The sequence below is a fragment of the Puerhibacterium sp. TATVAM-FAB25 genome, from assembly GCF_046535855.1.
Lineage (GTDB): Bacteria > Actinomycetota > Actinomycetes > Actinomycetales > Cellulomonadaceae > Puerhibacterium > Puerhibacterium variabilis_A.
In genome coordinates this window covers 85,578-103,181 of the sequence record NZ_JAXUAK010000009.1, presented here as the reverse complement: position 1 = coordinate 103,181, position 17,604 = coordinate 85,578, and the positions used below count along the sequence as shown (strand labels likewise).

Here is a 17,604-nt window from a genome sequence, read left to right as displayed (position 1 = left end):
GCACGACCGTCGGCTCGGTCAGCCCACCAGCCGCCCGACCACCCGCCCCAGGGCGTCGACGCCCGCGTCGAGCGTCTCGCGCTCGACCGTGAGCGCGGGCCGGAACCGCACCGACCGCTCGCCGGAGCCGAGCATGAGAACGCCCTCGTCGCGCAGCCCGGCGAGCACGCGGTCGCGCAGCCGGGTGTCGGGCAGCGAGACCGCGCACATCAGCCCGCGCCCGCGCGGGTCGGTGACGACGCCCGGGAACCGCGCGGCCAGCTCCTCGAGCCGGCCGAGCAGGTGCGCACCCAGCACGCCGGCCCGCTCGACGAGCCCGTCGGCCTCGTAGACCTCGAGGATGCGCCGCGCCCGCACCATGTCCGTGAGGTTGCCGCCCCAGGTGGAGTTGAGCCGCGAGGGCACGTGGAACACGTTGTCGGGCACCTCGTCGACGCGGCCGCCGGCCATGATCCCGCACACCTGCGTCTTCTTGCCGAACGCGACGACGTCGGGCGCCACGCCCAGCTGCTGGTAGGCCCAGGCGGTGCCGGTGAGACCGGCGCCGGTCTGCACCTCGTCCATGACGAACAGCGCGTCGTGCTCGCGGCACAGCGCCTGCATCGCCCGGAAGAACTCCGGCCGCAGGTGGTGGTCGCCGCCCTCGCCCTGGATCGGCTCGGCGACGAAGCACGCGACGTCGTGCGGGTGGGCGGCGAAGGCGGCGCGCGCCTCGGCGAGCGCACGGGCCTCGAGCGCCTCGACGTCGCGCGGCGTGCCGTCGGCCTCGTGGCCCACCCAGGGGCAGGTGATGCGCGGCCAGTCGAGCTTGGGGTAGCGCGCCACCTTGACCGGCTCGGTGTTGGTCAGGGACATCGTGTAGCCGGTGCGCCCGTGGAAGGCGTGCCGCAGGTGCAGCACGCGGGTGCCCAGCCCCGGGTCGATGCCGTGCGCCTCGTTCCACCGCGACTTCCAGTCGAACGCCACCTTGAGGGCGTTCTCCACCGCCAGCGCGCCGCCGTCGATGAAGAACAGGTGCGGCAGCGCCGGGTCGCCGAGCACCCGGGCGAAGGCGGCGACGAACCGCGCCATCTCGACGGAGTAGACGTCGGAGTTCGACGGCTTGTTGAGCGCGGCGGCGAGCAGCTCGGCGCGGAACCGCTCGTCCTCGGCGAGCGCGGGGTGGTTCATGCCGAGCGGGCTGGAGGCGAAGAACGTGAAGAGGTCCGTCCACTGGCGGCCGTCGCGCGCGTCGACGAGCACGGAGCCGTGGGACCGGGCCAGGTCGAGCACCAGGTCGAACCCGTCGACCTGCAGGTGCTCCCGGAGGGTGTCGAGGACGGCGTCGGCCTCGACCGAAGGCATGATCGCGGTCATGACGTCACGCTAGGGGAGATCCTCCGGCCTGACGAGACTTCCGGCGGAACTTCTCCGACGCGAGGGCGGCCGGACGGGAGGTTTCACTCGAAGTAGGTCTGCAGCACGATCGTGGAGTGCGTCGAGACGCGCGCCTCGCGGCGGATCTCCCCCAGCAGCTCCTCGAGCGCCTGCGGCGAGGCGACGCGCACGACGAGCACGTAGTTGGCCTCGCCGGCCACCGAGTAGCAGGCCTCGACGCCGGCCACCGCGCGCACCCGCTGCGGCACGTCGTCCTCCTGCGCCTGGTCGAACGGGCGCACCTCGACGAACGCCATGAGCGGCAGTCCCAGCGCCGCGGGGTCGACGACGGCGCGGTAGCCGGTCACGACCCCGCGCGCCTCGAGCTTGCGCACGCGCGCCTGCACCGCCGACTGCGAGAGCCCGGTGACGCCGGCCAGCGTCGCGAGCGTCGCGCGCCCGTCCTCGCGCAGGGCCGCCACCAGGCGGGCGTCGACGTCGTCGAGCCGCACGGGCCCGTCCCCGGCGGGCGGCCCGCCGCGCCCGCGGCCGTCGCCGCGCGCGGGGGTCTCGGCGCTCATCCCGCCACCTCGGCCGCCTCGAGCCACACCATCTCGAGCTCCTCCTTCTCCGCCGCCAGCTCCTTGAGCTCGGCGTCGGCCCGGGTCACCCCCGCGACGTCGGTCGGGTCGGCGGCGATCGCCTCGTGCAGGCGCTGCTCGGCCTCGGCGATCCGCGTCAGGCGGCGCTCCACGCGCGCCAGCTCCTTGCGGGCCGCGCGCACCTCGGCGGCGGACGCCGCGGGCGCCGCGGCGGACCCGCCGCCGGCCGCCTCGGCGGGCGCCGCCCCGCCGTCGTCGGCGCGCACCGGCCGCCCGACGCCCTGGCGCCGCAGCTCGAGGTACTGCTCGACGCCGCCGGGCAGGTCGCGCACCGTGCCGTCGCCGAGCAGCGCCCACTGCCGGTCGCAGACGCGCTCGAGCAGGTAGCGGTCGTGCGAGACGACGACGAGCGTGCCGGGCCAGCCGTCGAGCAGGTCCTCCAGCGCGGCCAGGGTGTCGGTGTCGAGGTCGTTGGTGGGCTCGTCGAGCAGCAGCACGTTGGGCTCGCCGACCAGCAGGCGCAGCAGCTGCAGGCGGCGCCGCTCGCCGCCGGACAGGTCGCGCACCGGGGTGTGCGCCCGCTCGCGGGTGAACCCGAGCCGCTCGGTGAGCTGGCCGGCGGTGAGCTCCTTGCCGCCCACGACGGTCGTCGACTTCTCCCGCTCGACCACCTGCACCGGGGTGAGGTGCCCGACGTCGTCGAGCTCGCCGACGTCCTGGCTCAGCTCCGCGACGTGGATCGTCTTGCCGCGCTTGACCCGCCCGCCGTCGGGCAACCGACGGCCGGCCAGCAGGGACAGCAGCGTCGTCTTGCCCGCGCCGTTGACGCCGACCAGGCCGAACCGGTCGCCGGGTCCCAGCCGCCAGGTCACGTGCTCGAGCAGCGTGCGCCGCGCCCCGTCCTCGCCGACCGCGACCGTGACGTCCTCGAGGTCGAGCACGTCCTTGCCGAGCCGGCGCGTGGCCATGCGCGTGAGCTCCATGGGGTCGCGCGGCGGCGGCTCGTCGGCGATCAGCGCCTGCGCGGCGTCGATGCGGAACTTCGGCTTGGAGGTGCGGGCCGGGGCGCCGCGGCGCAGCCAGGCCAGCTCCTTGCGCAGCAGGTTGTCGCGCTTCTCGGCCGCGGCGGCGGCCTGGCGGGCGCGCTCGGCGCGGGCCAGCACGTAGGCGGCGTACCCGCCGTCGTAGCCCTCGACGTCCCCGTCGCCCACCACCTCCCAGGTGCGGGTGCACACGGCGTCGAGGAACCAGCGGTCGTGGGTGACGACGACGAGCGCGCCGCGCGCGCCCGGCCGGCCGTAGCGCTGCTGCAGGTGCTCGGCGAGCCAGGCCACGCCCTCGACGTCGAGGTGGTTGGTGGGCTCGTCGAGCAGCAGCACGTCGGGGTCCGCCACGAGCAGGCCCGCGAGCGCCACGCGCCGGCGCTGGCCGCCGGACAGGGTCGACGCGGGCTGCTCGAGGTCGAGGTCGGCCAGCAGCCCGTCGTGCACGGCGCGCACGCGCGCGTCGGACGCCCACTCGTGCGTGGCGGCCGAGCCGTGCACGAGGTCGAGCACCGTGGCGCCCTCCTCGGCGTCGTCGCGCTGTCGCAGCATGCCCACCGTGGACCCGCCCACCCGGGTCACGCGGCCGCCGTCGGGCTCCGCGGCGCCGCCGAGGATCCGCAGCAGGGTCGACTTGCCCGCGCCGTTGGGGCCGACCACGCCGACGCGGTCGCCGTCGTCGAGGCCGAGGGAGACGTCGGACAGGAGCGTGCGGGTGCCGATCGCGAGCGTGATGCCGTCCGCGCCGAGAAGATGTGCCACCCGTCAAGGGTACGGACGTCCGGGCGCGCTCCCCGCGCGAGCACGGGCGCCGGGCGGACCCGGCGCCCGTGCTGCCCGTCAGTACAGGATCGCCGCGCGCCCCCGCGGCCACGCGAGCGTCGCGTAGATCTGCACCATCGCCGCCTGGTCCAGCAGGGCGGTGCGGGTGCCGTCCACCGGGAACAGCCCGGTGCGCGGGTCGCGCACCTCGTCCCACTGCCGGTCCGCGTACGCCGCCATGGCGGACCGGTACCGGGTGCCGCCGGCCACGGACTCGAACAGCAGCAGGTTCTTGAACCAGATGGAGTTGAAGAACACCTCGTGGTCGTCCAGGCGGCCCTCCTCGACGAAGTACCGGTAGGACGCCTCGGCCACCGCGCGGGCCCGGTCGAGGTACCGCTCCTCGCCGGTGGCCTGGTAGAGCAGCGTGTACACGCCGACCGGCACGCCCTGGTTGTAGGAGTAGTGCCGGGTGTCCACCGTGCCGTCGAGCTTGATGTTGTCCCAGTACAGGCCGTTCGGCGCGAGCAGGTGCTCGTCCGTCCAGGCGACCATGCGCAGCGCCTGGTCGAGGTAGCGCTGCTCGCCCGTGATCAGGTACAGCCGCACGCCGAGCTGCGCGCCCGGCATCGTCGACACCGTGTTGCGGTCGGTGCTCCACGGCGCCTGCGTCCAGAACACCCCGCCGGGCGCGGCGTGCGACGGGTCGTCGTCCCAGCCCGACACGACGAGCTCGAAGATCTCCTCGGCCCGCTCGAGCGCGGCGGGGTCGCCGGTGGCCAGGTGCTGCTGGACGTCGGCGAGCGCGACCCACTCGTTGTCGTCGTAGAACATGTCGCCGCCGTCGCCGTACGGCGCCCGGGGGTACGAGTCGTACCCCGGCAGGCCGGTGGTGCCGCCGTCGGCGTTCCAGTACCGCTCCTGCCCCACCTCGCGGTCGGCGAGGTCGTCGGCGAACCGGCGACCGAGCCGGCCGGGCAGCCCGGTCAGGTCGAGCGTGGCCACGTGCGCCTGCGAGAAGGGCCACTCGAACGAGTAGGCGCGGTCCTCGGGCGCCCGCGGGAAGTGCTCGAGGTACAGGCTCGACCCGTCGTCGGCGTACAGGTGGCGCTGCATCGCCTCGTACGAGGCCACGGCCCGCTCCACCTGCACGGCGCGGGAGCGTTCCTCGGCCGGTCCCTGCGCCGCGGCGGCGGTCGGCGGGGCCGCCGTGGCGAGCAGGACGGCGGCCGCGGCGAGGGCGGCCGATCGGGTGCGTCTCATGGTTCCCCCTGGGTTCTCGGTGATGTGCTGGTCCCTGCCGTGCTGGTCCCCTCAGTCCCGGCGTGCCGTCCCGCCGCGCCGGAAGCGCAGCGTCAGCACCTGGAACGGCGTGAGGCGGACGACGACGTCGCCGCCGTCGCGCTCGGCCGGCGCCGCGGCGCGCTCGAGCAGGTCGGTCACCACGACGTCGTCGTGCGCGAACGCGGCCCGCACCCGCGCCGTCGCCCGGCCCCCGCGGCTCTCGTAGAGGCGGGCGACGACGTCGCCGCTGCCGTCCTCGGCGAGCTTGACCGTCTCGACCACCACCGCGTCGTCGTCCGACGTCAGCAGCGGCTCGACCCCGTGGTCACCGCGCACCACCCGCTCGGGGAGGTTGAGCGCGTACCCGTGACGGACCGCGTCGGCGACGTCGGCGCCCACCACGAGCTCGCACCGGAAGGTGTGGGTGCCCTGGTCTGCGTCGGGGTCGGGGAACCGCGGGGCCCGCAGCAGCGACAGCCGCACGACCGTGCCGGCCCGCCCGCCGGGCGCGGCGGTGTCCAGGTGCGCCCGGGTGATGTCGTGCCCGTAGACCGAGTCGTTGGCGACGGCGACGCCGAAGCCCGGCTCACCGACGTGCACCCAGCGGTGCGCGACGGTCTCGAAGCGGGCGGCGTCCCAGGAGGTGTTGGCGTGCGTGGCGCGGTGCACGTGCCCGAACTGGATCTCGGAGGCCGCCCGGTCGGCGTGCACGTCGAGCGGGAACGCGAGCTTGAGCAGCTTGTGCGTCTCGTGCCAGTCCACCTGCGTGGTGATGCGCAGCGCCGGGGCGTCGTCGGGCAGCTCGAGCAGCTGCTCCACGCGCGAGGACCCGACGGCACGCACCACGCGCAGCGCGGGGCCGTGCTCGCCGTCGACCGCCTCGACCGACTCGGCCCGGGTGAGGTCGGTGACCGAGCGGCGGTAGTGCTCGTCGATGTCCCACGCCTCCCACTCGTTGGGGATGTCGCGGTGCAGCTGCAGCAGGTTGGCGCGGGCGCCGGGCAGCACCGCGTCCCGGCCGGTCGGCCGGTGCACGGCCGAGGTCACCAGGCCGTCGCGGTCGACGACGACGCGCACGGCGGCGTTCTGCAGCACCCAGCCGTCCACCTCCTCGACGAGCGTCGCCCCGGCGGCCGGGCGCCCGTCGCGCACCGCCGCGCCGGCCCCCGGCACGCCGTGGCGGGCGAGCGGGGAGGCGTTGACGACGACGTCACGGTCGCCCGGGCCGGTGAGGGCCGCGAGCGCCGCCGCGACCACCTCCTGCAGCTCGGCGGTGATCTCCTCGTGCGCCCGCTCGGCCTCCCGGTGCACCCAGGCGATCGACGAGCCGGGCAGGATGTCGTGGAACTGGTGCAGCAGCACGCGCCGCCACAGCCGCTCCAGCCGCTCCGCGGGATACGGCGCACCGGTGCGCACCGTCGCGGTGGCCGCCCACAGCTCGGCCTCGCGCAGCAGGTGCTCGTTGCGGCGGTTGCCGCGCTTGGTGCGCGACTGCGAGGTGTACGTGCCGCGGTGGTACTCGAGGTACATCTCCCCCACCCAGGCCGGCGGGTCGGCGTACTCGGCGCGGGCGGCGTCGAAGAAGGCCTGCGGGTCGGACAGCACCACGCGCGGCGAGCCCTCGAGGTCGGCCTCGCGGCGGGCGGCGGCGACCATCTCCCGGGTGGGTCCGCCGCCGCCGTCGCCGTACCCGAACGGCACGAGCGAGGTGTTGGCCCGCCCCTTCTCGGCGAACTGCCGCTCGGCACGGGCCAGGTCCGTGGCGGACAGGTCCGAGTTGTACGTGTCCACCGGGGGGAAGTGGGTGAAGACCCGGCTGCCGTCCAGGCCCTCCCACCAGAAGGTGTGGTGCGGCATCGTGTTGGTGTCGTTCCACGAGATCTTCTGGGTGAGGAAGTTCTCGCTGCCGGCGAGCCGGGCCAGCTGCGGCAGCGCCGCCGTGTAGCCGAACGAGTCCGGCAGCCACACCTCGTGCGGCTCCACGCCGAGCTCCTCGATGAAGTACCGCTTGCCCGCCACGAGCTGGCGGGCGAGGGCCTCGCCGCCGGGCATGTTGGTGTCCGACTCGACCCACATGCCGCCCACCGGGACGAACCGGCCCTCGGCGACGCGCTTGCGGATGCGCTCGAACAGCTCCGGGTAGTGCTCCTGCACCCAGGCGTACTGCTGCGCCGACGAGCACGCGAAGCGCACGTCGGGGTCGGAGTCCATGAGCGACAGCACGTTGGAGAAGGTGCGCGCGCACTTGCGCACCGTCTCGCGCACGGGCCACAGCCACGCCGAGTCGATGTGGGCGTGGCCCACCGCGTGCACGGTGTGCGCCGTCGCCGCCGCCGGCCGCGCCAGCACGTCGGCCAGCGCGGCGCGGCCGGCGGCGGCGGTGCCGGCGACGTCGTCAGGGTCGACGGCGTCCATCATGTCCTCCAGGGCGCGCAGCACCGCGGCGCCGCGGGGGCTGTCCGGCGGCAGCACCCCGACCAGCCCCGCGAGCACGCGCACGTCCTGGAGCAGATCCCAGACGGTCTCGTCGACGAGCACCAGGTCCACGGCGCGCAGGGCGTACAGCGGTGCGTCCCCTGCCGTCGCCTTGTGCCCCAACGGCGTCGGCCGCGTCCACGCCCCGCCGGGGACGTCGGGGTTGGCCGCAGCCTCGACGTACGCCTCGACGCCCCCGTCGGCGCCGAGCAGGTCGGGGAGCGGCACGTGCTGGTTGCGCGGCTCGACGGCCTTGACGATCCGGCCCGCCGGGGTCCACACCGTGCCCTCGGCCTGGAAGCCGGGCTGGGCCGTGGTGAAGCCGAGGTCCACCACGAGCTCGGCGTGCGTCCCGGCGCCGGCGGCGCGCCACGCGGCCGGCACCTCGCCGCGGACCCGGAACCACACCGTGCTCCACGGCCTGCCCCACGGCATGCCCGCCACCACGGGGGCGTACTCCGCGCGCGCCGCGTCGGCGAACGGCACCGGCTCGTCCGGCACCTCCCACGCCGCGACGGCGAGGGGACGCCGGTCGCGGTGGACGGCGGGCTCGAGGCGTTCGGGGACGAAGCGCTCGAGCCGGCCGAGCGTGCGAGCCCTGGTGTCGTGCATGCGGGTGCCTCCTGAGGGCGTGGTGGGACGAGCGTGGTGGGCGAGCGTGGTGGACGGTGCGGGACGCGGCGGGACGGTCAGCCCTTGACCGCCCCGGCGAGCGCGAAGGACGAGCCGGTGAGCCGGGACACCAGCACGTACAGCGCCAGCGCGGGCACCGAGTACGCGAGGGAGTACGCGGCGAGCTGCCCGTAGGCGACGGTGCCGTAGGAGCCGAAGAAGGCGAAGATGCTCACCGCGGCGGGCTGCTTCTCCGGCGACAGGAGCAGCACGAAGGGGACGAAGAAGTTCCCCCACGCCTGGACGAACACGAAGATGAACACCACCGCCACGCCCGGTCGCATGAGCGGCAGGACGACCCGGCGCAGCGCGGTCATCGCCGTCGCGCCGTCGGTCCACGCCGCCTCCTCGAGGGACACGGGCACGGAGTCCATGAAGTTCTTGGTCATCCAGATGGCCATGGGCAGCGACGTCGCCGCCATGAAGGCGATCGTCCCGGCGAGCGAGTCGAGCTGGCCGAGCCGGACGAACAGCGAGTAGACCGGCACCATCATCGCCGTGATGGGCAGGCACGTGCCGAACAGCACCGTGTACAGGAACGGCTTGTTGAGCCGGCTCTGGTAGCGCGACAGCGGGTAGGCGGCGAGCACGGCGGCGACCACCGTGAGCAGCCCGGTCCCGGCGGACAGCAGGAACGAGTTCCACAGCGGGCGCCACGCGAGCTCGGGGGTGAGCACCTCGGCGAAGTTCTGCAGGCTCCACTGCTCCGGCAGCCGCACCACGAGGGTGCCGCGCGCGTCGAAGGACGCCAGCAGGATCCAGCCGAGCGGCAGCAGGAAGCACACGCCCATCAGCGCGAGCACCGCCGTGGTCGTGGCCCGCAGCCGCCGCCCGCCGGGGGCGGCGAGGGCGGGGGCGAGCGTCGCGTCGCGGGCCATCAGTCCACCTCCGGGCGCAGGCTGCGGATGTAGACGACGGAGAAGACCGCCCCGATGAGCAGCATCACCGTCGCGATGGCGGTGCCGTACCCCACCTGGGCGAACTTGAACGCCTCCTGGTAGGCGAGGATCGGCAGCGTCGAGCTGTCGGTCCCCGGGCCGCCGCCCGTCATGACGTAGATGAGCGTGAAGACGCTCAGGGTCTGCAGCGTGGTCAGCATGAGGTTGGTCGACACGCTGCGACGGATGGTCGGCAGGATGACCCACACCAGCCGCTGGCGCGCCGTCGCGCCGTCCATGCGCGCGGCCTCGGTGAGCTCCGGCGGCACCTCCGCGACGGCCGCCGAGTACACGAGCATGGAGAACGCCGTGCCCCGCCACACGTTGGCGAGGATGACGGCGAGCATCGGCGTCTCGTAGAGCCACGCAGGGCCCTCGATCCCCACGGCGCCGAGCAGCGCGTTGAGCGTGCCGGCGTCGTGGAAGAACGCGTACAGCGCGAACGCCGCCACGATCTCCGGCAGCACCCATGCGACCACGACGAGCGTCGAGACGACGGTGCGCACCGTCGGCGCGCCGGTGCGCAGCAGCATCGCCAGGGCGAGGCCGAGCACGTTCTGCCCCACCACGGCGGAGGCGAGGACGAACAGCACCGTGAGCCACAGGGACTTGGGGAACTCGGGGTCGGCCAGCAGGTCCTGGTAGTTCTGCAGCCCCACGAACGACGGTGCCAGGGCGTTGCGGCCGGTGAGGGCGGCGTTGGTGAACGAGCCGTAGAACGACCAGACCACCGGGCCCAGCATGAACACGCCGAGGAGCACCACGGACGGGACGAGGGGGAGGTAGCGCACCAGCGTGCGCCGGGCCCGAGGCCGGTGACCCGGCTCCGGGGCGCTCCCCCTCGCCCCGGCCGGGGCCGGGGCGAGGGTGGTCGCCATGCGTCAGCCCTCGACGGTGTTCTGCTCGCCGACGATGCCGACGACCGCCTCGTCGTAGGCGGCGGCCGCCTCCTCGACCGACTGCTGGCCGGTCATGACCGCCTCCATCGCGACCTGGATGGCGTTGGAGATCTGCGCGTAGTCCGACGTGGCGGGCCGGAAGTGGGTGACCTCCACGAGGTCGGAGAAGAACTTCGTCGTGGGGTTCGCCTCGAGGTACTCCGGCTCGGCCGCGACGTCCTCGCGCACGGCGATCTGGCTGTTCTCGACGGCGAACCGCAGGGCGTTGTCCTTGCTCAGCGCGTGGGTGAGCACGTCGAACGCGACGTCGGGGTTCTGCGTGCCGGCGCCGACCGCGAGGGTCCAGCCGCCGGACATGCTCACGGCGCCCGGCTCGCCGCCGTCCTGGGTCGGCATGGCCGCGGTGCCCATCACCTCCGACCACTCGGGCCACGGCGCCTCGCCCTCCTCCAGCCACGACCCCGGCATCCACGACCCGTCGAGCGCGATGCCGAGCCGGCCCTGCGGGAGCCACTCGCCCGCCACGACGCTGCCGAGGTTCGGGTCCAGCGCCTGCTGCGGCGTGGGGGCCAGGCCCTCGGTGTAGATGGTCCGGACGAACTCGAGCGCGTCGCGGAAGCCCTGCGACCCCACGACCCACTTGGCGGACTCCTCGTCGTACAGCCGGTCCTCGGTGCCGTAGAGCAGCATCTCGAAGCCCTGCATCGTGGAGGCCTCGCCCATCGGCTTGCCCGAGTAGACGTTGAGCGGGACGACCTCGGGGTCGGCCGCCTTGATGGCGCGCGCCGCCTCGAGCAGCTCGTCCCAGGACTTCGGTGCCCAGTCCGCCGGCAGGCCGGCCTTCGCCAGCACCTCGGTGTTGAACCACAGGCCGCGGGTGTCGGTGCCCATCGGCACCCCGTAGGTCTTGCCGTCGTCGCCCAGGCCCGCCGCCTTGGCGCCCTCGACGTACTGGTCCCACTCGTCCCAGCCCGCGAGGTGCTCGTCGAGCGGCAGCAGGTACCCGGCCTCGACGTCGGACTTGATCATGAACGTGTCCTCGTACATGAGGTCCGGCGCCGTGCTGGGCGAGCGGTTCATCAGGGCGAGCTTGGTGAAGTAGTCGTTCTGGCTGGCCTCGATGGGCACCAGCTCGATGGTGACGTCGGGGTTGGCCTCCTCGTACTCGGCCTTGACGTCGCGGAACAGCTCGTCCGCCTGGGTGAAGGTGCCGAACTTCTGGTAGGCGATCTTGATCGTCGTCGCGCCGCCGTCGCCCCCGGCGCCGCCGGAGCTGCACGCTCCGGCGGTGAGGACGAGGAGGGCCGCGGCCGCAGCCGCCGTGAGTCGTACCGGTCGCATGGTGCTCCTTTGCCACGTGCGACGCCCGGGATCATTCGCGGGCGGGACCGACGGATTAACTCAATACGGTGGATTTAATCGGTGTCAAGGGGTCCCGCGAAGTTCGGGAGGCCGGTCCCGCCTCGGGTCGGCCGGGTCCGGCGCCGGCGGACGCCTACTGCCGGACGACGAGGTCGGACGTCCGGGGCGTGAACAGCCTGTCCAGCACGAGGCTCGCGGCGCCGAGAGCGCCGACGTGGTCGCCCAGCGACGAGCCGAGCACCTCCACGGCGTGCAGCTCGCGCAGCGTCGCGTGGGCGGCCAGCTCCGCCCGGACCACGGGCAGGTAGTGCGGCGCGAGCCGTGACCAGGCCGGCCCGCCGAAGACCACGACCCGGGCGTCGAGCAGGTCCACGACCGTGGTGATGCCGCGGGCGACCCGGCGGGCGGAGACGGTGAGGATCTCGGCGGCGGCGGTGTCGCCGGCCGTGGCGGCCTCCCCCACGGCGGTGAGCGCGGCGTCCAGCTCGCGGGGCGATGCTGCGGGCGTCCCGGAGGCGAGCACGCCACGCGCCACCGCCTCCTCGACGAGCGTCTGCGCGGCGGCGGACACGCCGATGCAGCCGCGGCTGCCGCAGGTGCACGGCGGGCCGTCGGCGTCGACGACCAGGTGCCCGATCTCCCCCGCGTTGCGGGACGAGCCGCGCACCAGCTCGCCGTCGACCGCGACGGCGGCGGCCACGCCGAAGCCGGTGTAGAAGAACACCGACGTGCCGTGCAACATCCGCTCGCCCCGCCAGAGCTCGGCCACCATCGCGGCCGAGACGTCCTTCTCCAGGACCACGTCGAAGCCGGTGGCCTCGGCGACCATCGAACGGACAGGCACGCGGTCCCAGCCGGTCAGCAGCGGCGGGTGCACCACGCTGCCCGACGGGAAGTCGACCGGCCCGGGCGCCGCGACCCCGAGCCCCAGCACCTTCGCGCGCTCCACGCCGGCGCGCTGCAGCATCTCCCGGGTCGCGGCGGCCACCGCCTCGACCACCGCCTCGGGGCCGGTGGGCGTGTCGACCACCGTCTTCTCGACCGCGTCGCCGCTCAGGTCCACCAGCACCGACGTCACCACCACGGGGTCGATGTGCACCCCGAGGGCGTAGGCGCCCTGCGGGTCCAGGTGCAGCATGGTGCGCGGCTTCCCGCGCCCCTCCGCGCGCCGCTCCCCCTCGACCACGAGCCCGAGGGCGATGAGGCGCCCGACGATGTTCGAGATCGCCTGCAGGGACAGGCCCGTGGCGGCGGCGAGCTCCACCCGGCTGGAGCCGCCGACCGCGCGGCGCACCTGGTCGAGCACCACCATCTGGTTGAAGTCCCCCACGCGCGGGAGGTTCGTTCCGCGTCGCACACCAGCCTCCGTCCGGAACGTCCCGCGCGACGGCTGCGGCCACGGCGCCGGGACCGTGCGGGAGAGGTCTGCTCGGAGTCTAGTGACGTCGCTAGAGTGCCTTCGACGACCCGCGTCGACGACGACGCCCCGGCAGGAGGAGCCCAGCACCCATGGCCCAGTTCGACATGCCCCGCGAACAGCTCGAGGCGTACGCCCCCACGGTGGACGAGCCGTCCGACTTCGACGAGTTCTGGCTGCGGACCGTCGCCGAGGCGCGCGCGCTGGGCGGCGCCCCCCTGCTGGAGCGGGTGGACGCCGGGCTGGGCGAGCTCGTGGTCGACGACGTGACGTTCCCGGGCTTCGGCGGCCACCCGGTCAGGGCGTGGCTGGTGCGCCCCGCGCGGCACGACGTCGACCGGGACGGCCCGCTGCCGGCCGTCGTGGAGCTGCTGGGCTACGGCGGCGGCCGCGGGCTGCCGCACGAGCGCCTCGGCCTGGCCGCGGCCGGGTACGCCCACCTGGTGATGGACACCCGCGGGCAGGGGTCGGGCTGGGGGTCCGGCGGGGACACCCCCGACCCGGTCGGGCACGGCCCGGCGGCGCCGGGCTTCATGACGCGCGGCGTCCTGGACCCGCACGACCACTACTACCGGCGCTTCTACACCGACGGCGTGCGCGCGGTCGACGCGGTGCGCGCGCTGCCGGGCGTCGACCCGGCGCGCGTGGCGGTCAAGGGCACGAGCCAGGGCGGCGGCGGCACCATCGCGGTGACCGCGCTGCTGGCGATGGCCGGCGAGCCGGTCGCGGCCGCGCTGCCCGACGTGCCGTTCCTGTGCCAGTTCCGCCGGGCGGTGCAGATCACCGACGGCTTCCCGTACGGCGAGATCACCCGGTACCTGTCGGTGCACCGCGAGCACGAGGACGCCGTGTGGCGCACCTTCTCCTACCTGGACGGCGTGACGTTCGCCCAGCGCGCCGCCGCCCCGGCGCTGTTCTCGACGGCGCTCATGGACGACATCTGCCCGCCGTCCACGGTGTACGCGGCGTTCAACCGCTGGGGCGAGCGCGCCGGGGCCGTGGAGAAGCGGATCGACGTCTACCCCTACAACGGCCACGAGGGCGGCCAGGAGTACCGGTTCGCGCCGCAACTGGAGTGGCTGCGCAAGCACGTGTGAGGCGTCAGGACACCACGCGCGCCCCGTGCGCGGGCGCCGTGGTGGTCCACACCGAGTCGGCGGCGCCCTCCGCCGTCCACGTCGCGGCGATCGCGAGGGCGTGCTGCCGGCTGCGGGCCAGCGCCGCCACCGTCGGCCCCGAGCCCGAGACGAGCGACCCGAGGGCGCCGGCCTCCTGCGCCAGGTCGAGCGTGCGGCGCAGGGCGGGGCGCAGCGAGAGCGCCGGCTCCTGCAGGTCGTTGTGCAGCGCGGCCCCGAGCGCGACGGCGTCGCCGGCGCGCAGCGCCTGCATGAGCGGGTTGTCGTCCACCAGGGCCGCCGGCTGCGCCCGGCCGGCGGTGAGGTCGTCGAACGCGCCGTACACCTTGGGCGTCGACAGCCCCTCGTCGGACGCCGCGAACGCCCAGTGGAACTCCCCGCGGGTCATCGCGGGGGTGAGCAGGTCGCCGCGGCCGGTGCCGACGGCGGTGTGGCCGAGCAGGCAGAACGGGACGTCAGCGCCGAGCTCGGCGGCCAGCGTCGCCAGCTCCGCGCGCGGCACGCCGAGGTCCCACAGGGCGTCGCACGCGACCAGGGCCGCGGCGGCGTCGGCGGACCCGCCGGCCATGCCGCCCGCCACGGGCACGCCCTTGGTGACGTGCAGGGCGACGTCGGGGTCGACGCCCACGTGCCGGGCGAGCAGCTCGGCGGCGCGCCAGGCGAGGTTGGTGGCGTCGGTGGGCACGCGGTCGGCCTGGGGCCCCGACACGGTGAGCGAGATCCCGGAGCCGGGCGCCACCTGCGTGGCGGCGACCTCCTCGTAGAGGGCCACCGCCTGGAACACCGACACCACCGGGTGGTAGCCGTCGTCGTCGAGCGGGCCCACGCGCAGCGAGAGGTTGACCTTCCCGGGCGCGCGGACGCGGACCGACGGCGCCGGCGCGGCGGCGAGTCGGCGGCTCATCGGGGCATCACGGCTCCACCGTGCCAGCCGCGGGGTCGGGGCGCACGGCGTCGCTCCCGTCGTCGCCCCCGTCGTCGCCCGTCGCGTCCGCCGCTCCCCCGACGGCGGCGCCGGGCAGCTGCTCGGCGACCCGGGCGAACTCGGCGATGCCGAGGGTCTCGCCGCGCGCCGACGGGTCGACGCCCGCGGCCCGCAGCGCCGCCTCGGCGGCGGCGGCCGAGCCGAATCGGCCCGCGAGCGCCGCGCGCAGCGTCTTGCGCCGCTGGGCGAAGGCGGCGTCCACGACGGAGAACACCTGCTCACGGGTCGCGGTGGTGACGGGCGGCTCGCGCCGCTCCATCGCCACCAGCGCGGAGTCGACGTTGGGCACGGGCCAGAAGACGTTGCGGCTGACGTTCAGCGAGCGCCACGTGCGGGCGTACCAGGCGGCCTTGACCGACGGCACGCCGTAGACCTTGGAGCCGGGGGCCGCGGCCAGCCGGTCGGCGACCTCGGCCTGCACCATCACCAGGACCCGTCGCAGCGAGCCGAACCGCTCGAGCATGGTGAGCAGCACCGGGACCGCGACGTTGTAGGGCAGGTTGGCCACGAGCGCGGTGGGCGGCTCGCCCGGCAGCTCCGTGACGTCGAGCGCGTCGGAGGTCACCACCTCGAACCGGCCGGCGGCCTCGGGCGCCCGCTGCGCCACGGTCGCGGCGATCTGGCCCGCGAGGACCGGGTCGATCTCGACGGCGACGACGGACGCGCCGGCCTCGAGCAAGCCGAGCGTCAGCGAGCCCAGCCCGGGGCCCACCTCGACGACGCGCTGGCCCGGCTCCACGCCGGCGGCGCGCACGATCTTGCGCACCGTGCCGGCGTCGTGCACGAAGTTCTGGCCGAGCGTCTTGGTGGGGCGGACGCCGAGGCGCCCTGCCAGGTCCCGGATGTCCGCGGGACCGAGCAGGGCGCCAGGGGTGTCGTTCATGCGCAGGAGCCTATGCCAGGCGCCTGCCGGGGCCGGCTCTGGCCGGCCCCCGCAGGGAGGAGGCTCAGTACCAGTTCACCGACTGGGAGTGGCTCCACGCGGCGCACGGCGTGCCGTAGCGACCGGCGATGTAGTCCAGGCCCCAGGTGATCTGGGTGGCCGGGTTGGTGCGCCAGTCGGCGCCGGCCGAGGCCATCTTCGAGCCGGGCAGGGCCTGCGGGATGCCGTAGGCGCTCGACGACGGGTTGTCGGCGGAGGGGTTCCAGCCGGACTCCTTCTCGAACAGGCTCTCGAGGCAGGTCCACTGGCTGCCGGTCCAGCCGCGCGCCGCGGCGAGCTGCTTGCCGATCGCCCGCGGCGAGCCGGACACCGACGGGCCGGAGGACGAGGAGCCGGACGACCGGCTCTCGGAGCGCGACGCGGTCTCGGGCCGCGGGGCCGGGCGCTCCTTGGTGCCCTCGAGCACCACCTTCGCCGTCGGCTCCTTGGTGGTCTTCTCCGAGACCTTGGTGCGCGACTCCTCCTTGCCGTCCACCGTGGTGACGCGCTCGACGAGCGTGCGCTCGCCCTCGGCGCCCTCCTGGGCCACCTTGGACTCGCCGGTGTAGAGGCCGTCGTCCTTCTTCTTCTGCGTCTCGAACGGGATCGCCGTCCTGGTGGTGACGTCCTTGGTCTCGACGCGCTGCACGACGACGGCGACGCCCGGGGCGTCCGCCGCGGACGTGTCGACGCCGGCGTCCGCGGCCTCGACCACGCGCACGCGGTCGTCGCCGTCGATCGTCACCTTCGCGGCCTCGAGCACACCCGCCAGGCCCACGGACCCGTCCGGGGCCACGCTGGTCTTCCCGTCGGCGACGACCGCCACGGGCCCCTCGGCGTCGAGCCGCAGCCCGAGGTCGGCGCGCTCGCCGGAGCGGGAGGCGACGAGCGCCACGTCGCCGCCGCGGTGCTGCAGCGAGGTGAGCGCCTCGTCCGCGTCGAGGGCCGTGACCCATACGTCGGACTGCTTGCCGTCGGTCTGCAGGGTCACCTGGCGGCCGTAGCGCACCACGATCTCGGCGCCCTCGGTGAGGGCGGCGTCCGTGGCGGGGGCGACGACGTCGCGCTCGCCGACGCGCACGCCCTCCGCCTCGAGGACGCCCTCGACGGAGCCGGCGAACGTCGACACGGTGGTGACCTTGCCGTCCACGTCGAGCGTCACGCTCTTGCGGGCGTTGCCGTAGGCGACGGCGCCGCCGGAGACGGCGAGGGCGGCCGCGGTGAGGCCGGCGACCCACGGCAGGCGGCGCCGGCGGGCGCCGGCGCGGAGCGCCCGGCGGGAGGCACCGGGGGTGGCGTCGGAGGTGGCCGGGTCGGCGACGGCGGGGATCTGCGCGGTCGCGAGGTCGTCCGGCTGGGCGGGGGTCTGGGTGTGGTCAGTCACGCGGTTCCTCGGGGACGTGCCTTCCGGGCACGGCGGGGTCGAGCCGAGGTCGGGGACCTCTGCGGCGCGGGACGCCTTCGTACGCACACGACGCATACGGGGCTCGACAGGCCGATCCGGCTGTCACGGCCCGGTGCCGGGCCGAAGGGAGGGGGTCGCGCGCTACACCACGTCACAGCCGGCGGCGCGCGAAGACACTCGACCGTAACCGATTCGTTATTGAAAGCCAAACCATGCACCCGGGCAACCGGGCCGGCGGCGGCCCTGCGGCCGCCGGCGGGCGGTCCCGGCGCGACGACGCCGGCCGCTCCGTGCTGGGGCGACCGGCGTCGTCAGGCGGGTCTTCGACCCCGCGGCGGCGCTGCGC

General features: G+C 74.8%; 13 protein-coding genes. 1 reads left to right on the top strand and 12 read right to left on the bottom strand.

The features are described from left to right. Positions 1-18: 18 nt before the first annotated feature. The 9 genes from lat to U5M74_RS10290 all read right to left on the bottom strand — a co-directional run bounded on the left by lat (position 19) and on the right by U5M74_RS10290 (position 12,723). On the bottom strand, positions 19-1,356 hold the full coding sequence (gene lat / locus U5M74_RS10330; RefSeq protein ID WP_410908728.1) for an L-lysine 6-transaminase: 1,338 nt from the start codon (positions 1,354-1,356) through the stop codon (positions 19-21). Between the two features lie 83 nt (positions 1,357-1,439). Continuing rightward, complete coding sequence (locus U5M74_RS10325; protein WP_410908726.1) at positions 1,440-1,937, bottom strand: Lrp/AsnC family transcriptional regulator; 498 nt, start codon at positions 1,935-1,937, stop codon at positions 1,440-1,442. Further along, on the bottom strand, positions 1,934-3,763 hold the full coding sequence (locus U5M74_RS10320; RefSeq protein WP_410908724.1) for an ABC-F family ATP-binding cassette domain-containing protein: 1,830 nt from the start codon (positions 3,761-3,763) through the stop codon (positions 1,934-1,936). The genes U5M74_RS10325 and U5M74_RS10320 overlap by 4 nt, the downstream gene beginning before the upstream one ends. Before the next feature lie 78 nt (positions 3,764-3,841). Next, entirely contained in the window at positions 3,842-5,026 is a 1,185-nt protein-coding gene (locus U5M74_RS10315; RefSeq protein ID WP_410908722.1) for a glycoside hydrolase family 76 protein, read from the bottom strand. 51 nt (positions 5,027-5,077) lie between these two features. Further along, positions 5,078-8,134, bottom strand: coding sequence for an alpha-mannosidase (locus U5M74_RS10310; RefSeq protein WP_410908720.1), 3,057 nt, complete (start codon positions 8,132-8,134; stop codon positions 5,078-5,080). 77 nt (positions 8,135-8,211) lie between these two features. Then, entirely contained in the window at positions 8,212-9,072 is an 861-nt protein-coding gene (locus U5M74_RS10305; RefSeq protein ID WP_410908718.1) for a carbohydrate ABC transporter permease, read from the bottom strand. Continuing rightward, positions 9,072-10,010 (bottom strand): carbohydrate ABC transporter permease, encoded by a 939-nt coding sequence (locus U5M74_RS10300; RefSeq protein ID WP_410908716.1) that lies wholly within the window; start codon positions 10,008-10,010, stop codon positions 9,072-9,074. Before U5M74_RS10300 ends, U5M74_RS10305 begins: the two co-directional genes overlap by 1 nt. A 3-nt stretch (positions 10,011-10,013) precedes the next feature. Then, positions 10,014-11,372, bottom strand: coding sequence for an extracellular solute-binding protein (locus U5M74_RS10295; protein WP_410908714.1), 1,359 nt, complete (start codon positions 11,370-11,372; stop codon positions 10,014-10,016). A 154-nt stretch (positions 11,373-11,526) separates the two neighbouring features. Further along, complete coding sequence (locus U5M74_RS10290; protein WP_410908712.1) at positions 11,527-12,723, bottom strand: ROK family protein; 1,197 nt, start codon at positions 12,721-12,723, stop codon at positions 11,527-11,529. Between the two features lie 179 nt (positions 12,724-12,902). Between U5M74_RS10290 and U5M74_RS10285 the strand changes: the two genes are divergently transcribed. After that, positions 12,903-13,907, top strand: a complete 1,005-nt coding sequence (locus U5M74_RS10285) for an acetylxylan esterase (protein WP_410908710.1) — start codon at positions 12,903-12,905, stop codon at positions 13,905-13,907. A 4-nt stretch (positions 13,908-13,911) separates the two neighbouring features. Here the strand turns inward: U5M74_RS10285 and U5M74_RS10280 are convergent, their stop codons facing one another. The 3 genes from U5M74_RS10280 to U5M74_RS10270 all read right to left on the bottom strand — a co-directional run bounded on the left by U5M74_RS10280 (position 13,912) and on the right by U5M74_RS10270 (position 17,237). Beyond that, positions 13,912-14,850, bottom strand: a complete 939-nt coding sequence (locus U5M74_RS10280; RefSeq protein WP_410908708.1) for a 4-(cytidine 5'-diphospho)-2-C-methyl-D-erythritol kinase — start codon at positions 14,848-14,850, stop codon at positions 13,912-13,914. Positions 14,851-14,857: 7 nt separating this feature from the next. Next, complete coding sequence (rsmA, locus tag U5M74_RS10275; RefSeq protein WP_410908706.1) at positions 14,858-15,814, bottom strand: 16S rRNA (adenine(1518)-N(6)/adenine(1519)-N(6))-dimethyltransferase RsmA; 957 nt, start codon at positions 15,812-15,814, stop codon at positions 14,858-14,860. 64 nt (positions 15,815-15,878) lie between these two features. Further along, positions 15,879-17,237: a G5 domain-containing protein gene (locus U5M74_RS10270; RefSeq protein WP_410908704.1), complete on the bottom strand. Its 1,359-nt coding sequence runs from the start codon at positions 17,235-17,237 to the stop codon at positions 15,879-15,881. Positions 17,238-17,604: the final 367 nt, after the last annotated feature.

Bases quoted from the DNA above. Each gene is read 5' to 3' on its own strand.
- U5M74_RS10295 (WP_410908714.1), bottom strand. From the start codon at position 11,372: ATGCGACCGGTACGACTCACGGCGGCTGCGGCCGCGGCCCTCCTCGTC.
- U5M74_RS10315 (WP_410908722.1), bottom strand. From the start codon at position 5,026: ATGAGACGCACCCGATCGGCCGCCCTCGCCGCGGCCGCCGTCCTGCTC.
- lat (WP_410908728.1), bottom strand. From the start codon at position 1,356: ATGACCGCGATCATGCCTTCGGTCGAGGCCGACGCCGTCCTCGACACC.
- U5M74_RS10285 (WP_410908710.1), top strand. From the start codon at position 12,903: ATGGCCCAGTTCGACATGCCCCGCGAACAGCTCGAGGCGTACGCCCCC.
- U5M74_RS10305 (WP_410908718.1), bottom strand. From the start codon at position 9,072: ATGGCCCGCGACGCGACGCTCGCCCCCGCCCTCGCCGCCCCCGGCGGG.
- U5M74_RS10310 (WP_410908720.1), bottom strand. From the start codon at position 8,134: ATGCACGACACCAGGGCTCGCACGCTCGGCCGGCTCGAGCGCTTCGTC.
- U5M74_RS10325 (WP_410908726.1), bottom strand. From the start codon at position 1,937: ATGAGCGCCGAGACCCCCGCGCGCGGCGACGGCCGCGGGCGCGGCGGG.
- U5M74_RS10280 (WP_410908708.1), bottom strand. From the start codon at position 14,850: ATGAGCCGCCGACTCGCCGCCGCGCCGGCGCCGTCGGTCCGCGTCCGC.
- U5M74_RS10300 (WP_410908716.1), bottom strand. From the start codon at position 10,010: ATGGCGACCACCCTCGCCCCGGCCCCGGCCGGGGCGAGGGGGAGCGCC.
- rsmA (WP_410908706.1), bottom strand. From the start codon at position 15,814: ATGAACGACACCCCTGGCGCCCTGCTCGGTCCCGCGGACATCCGGGAC.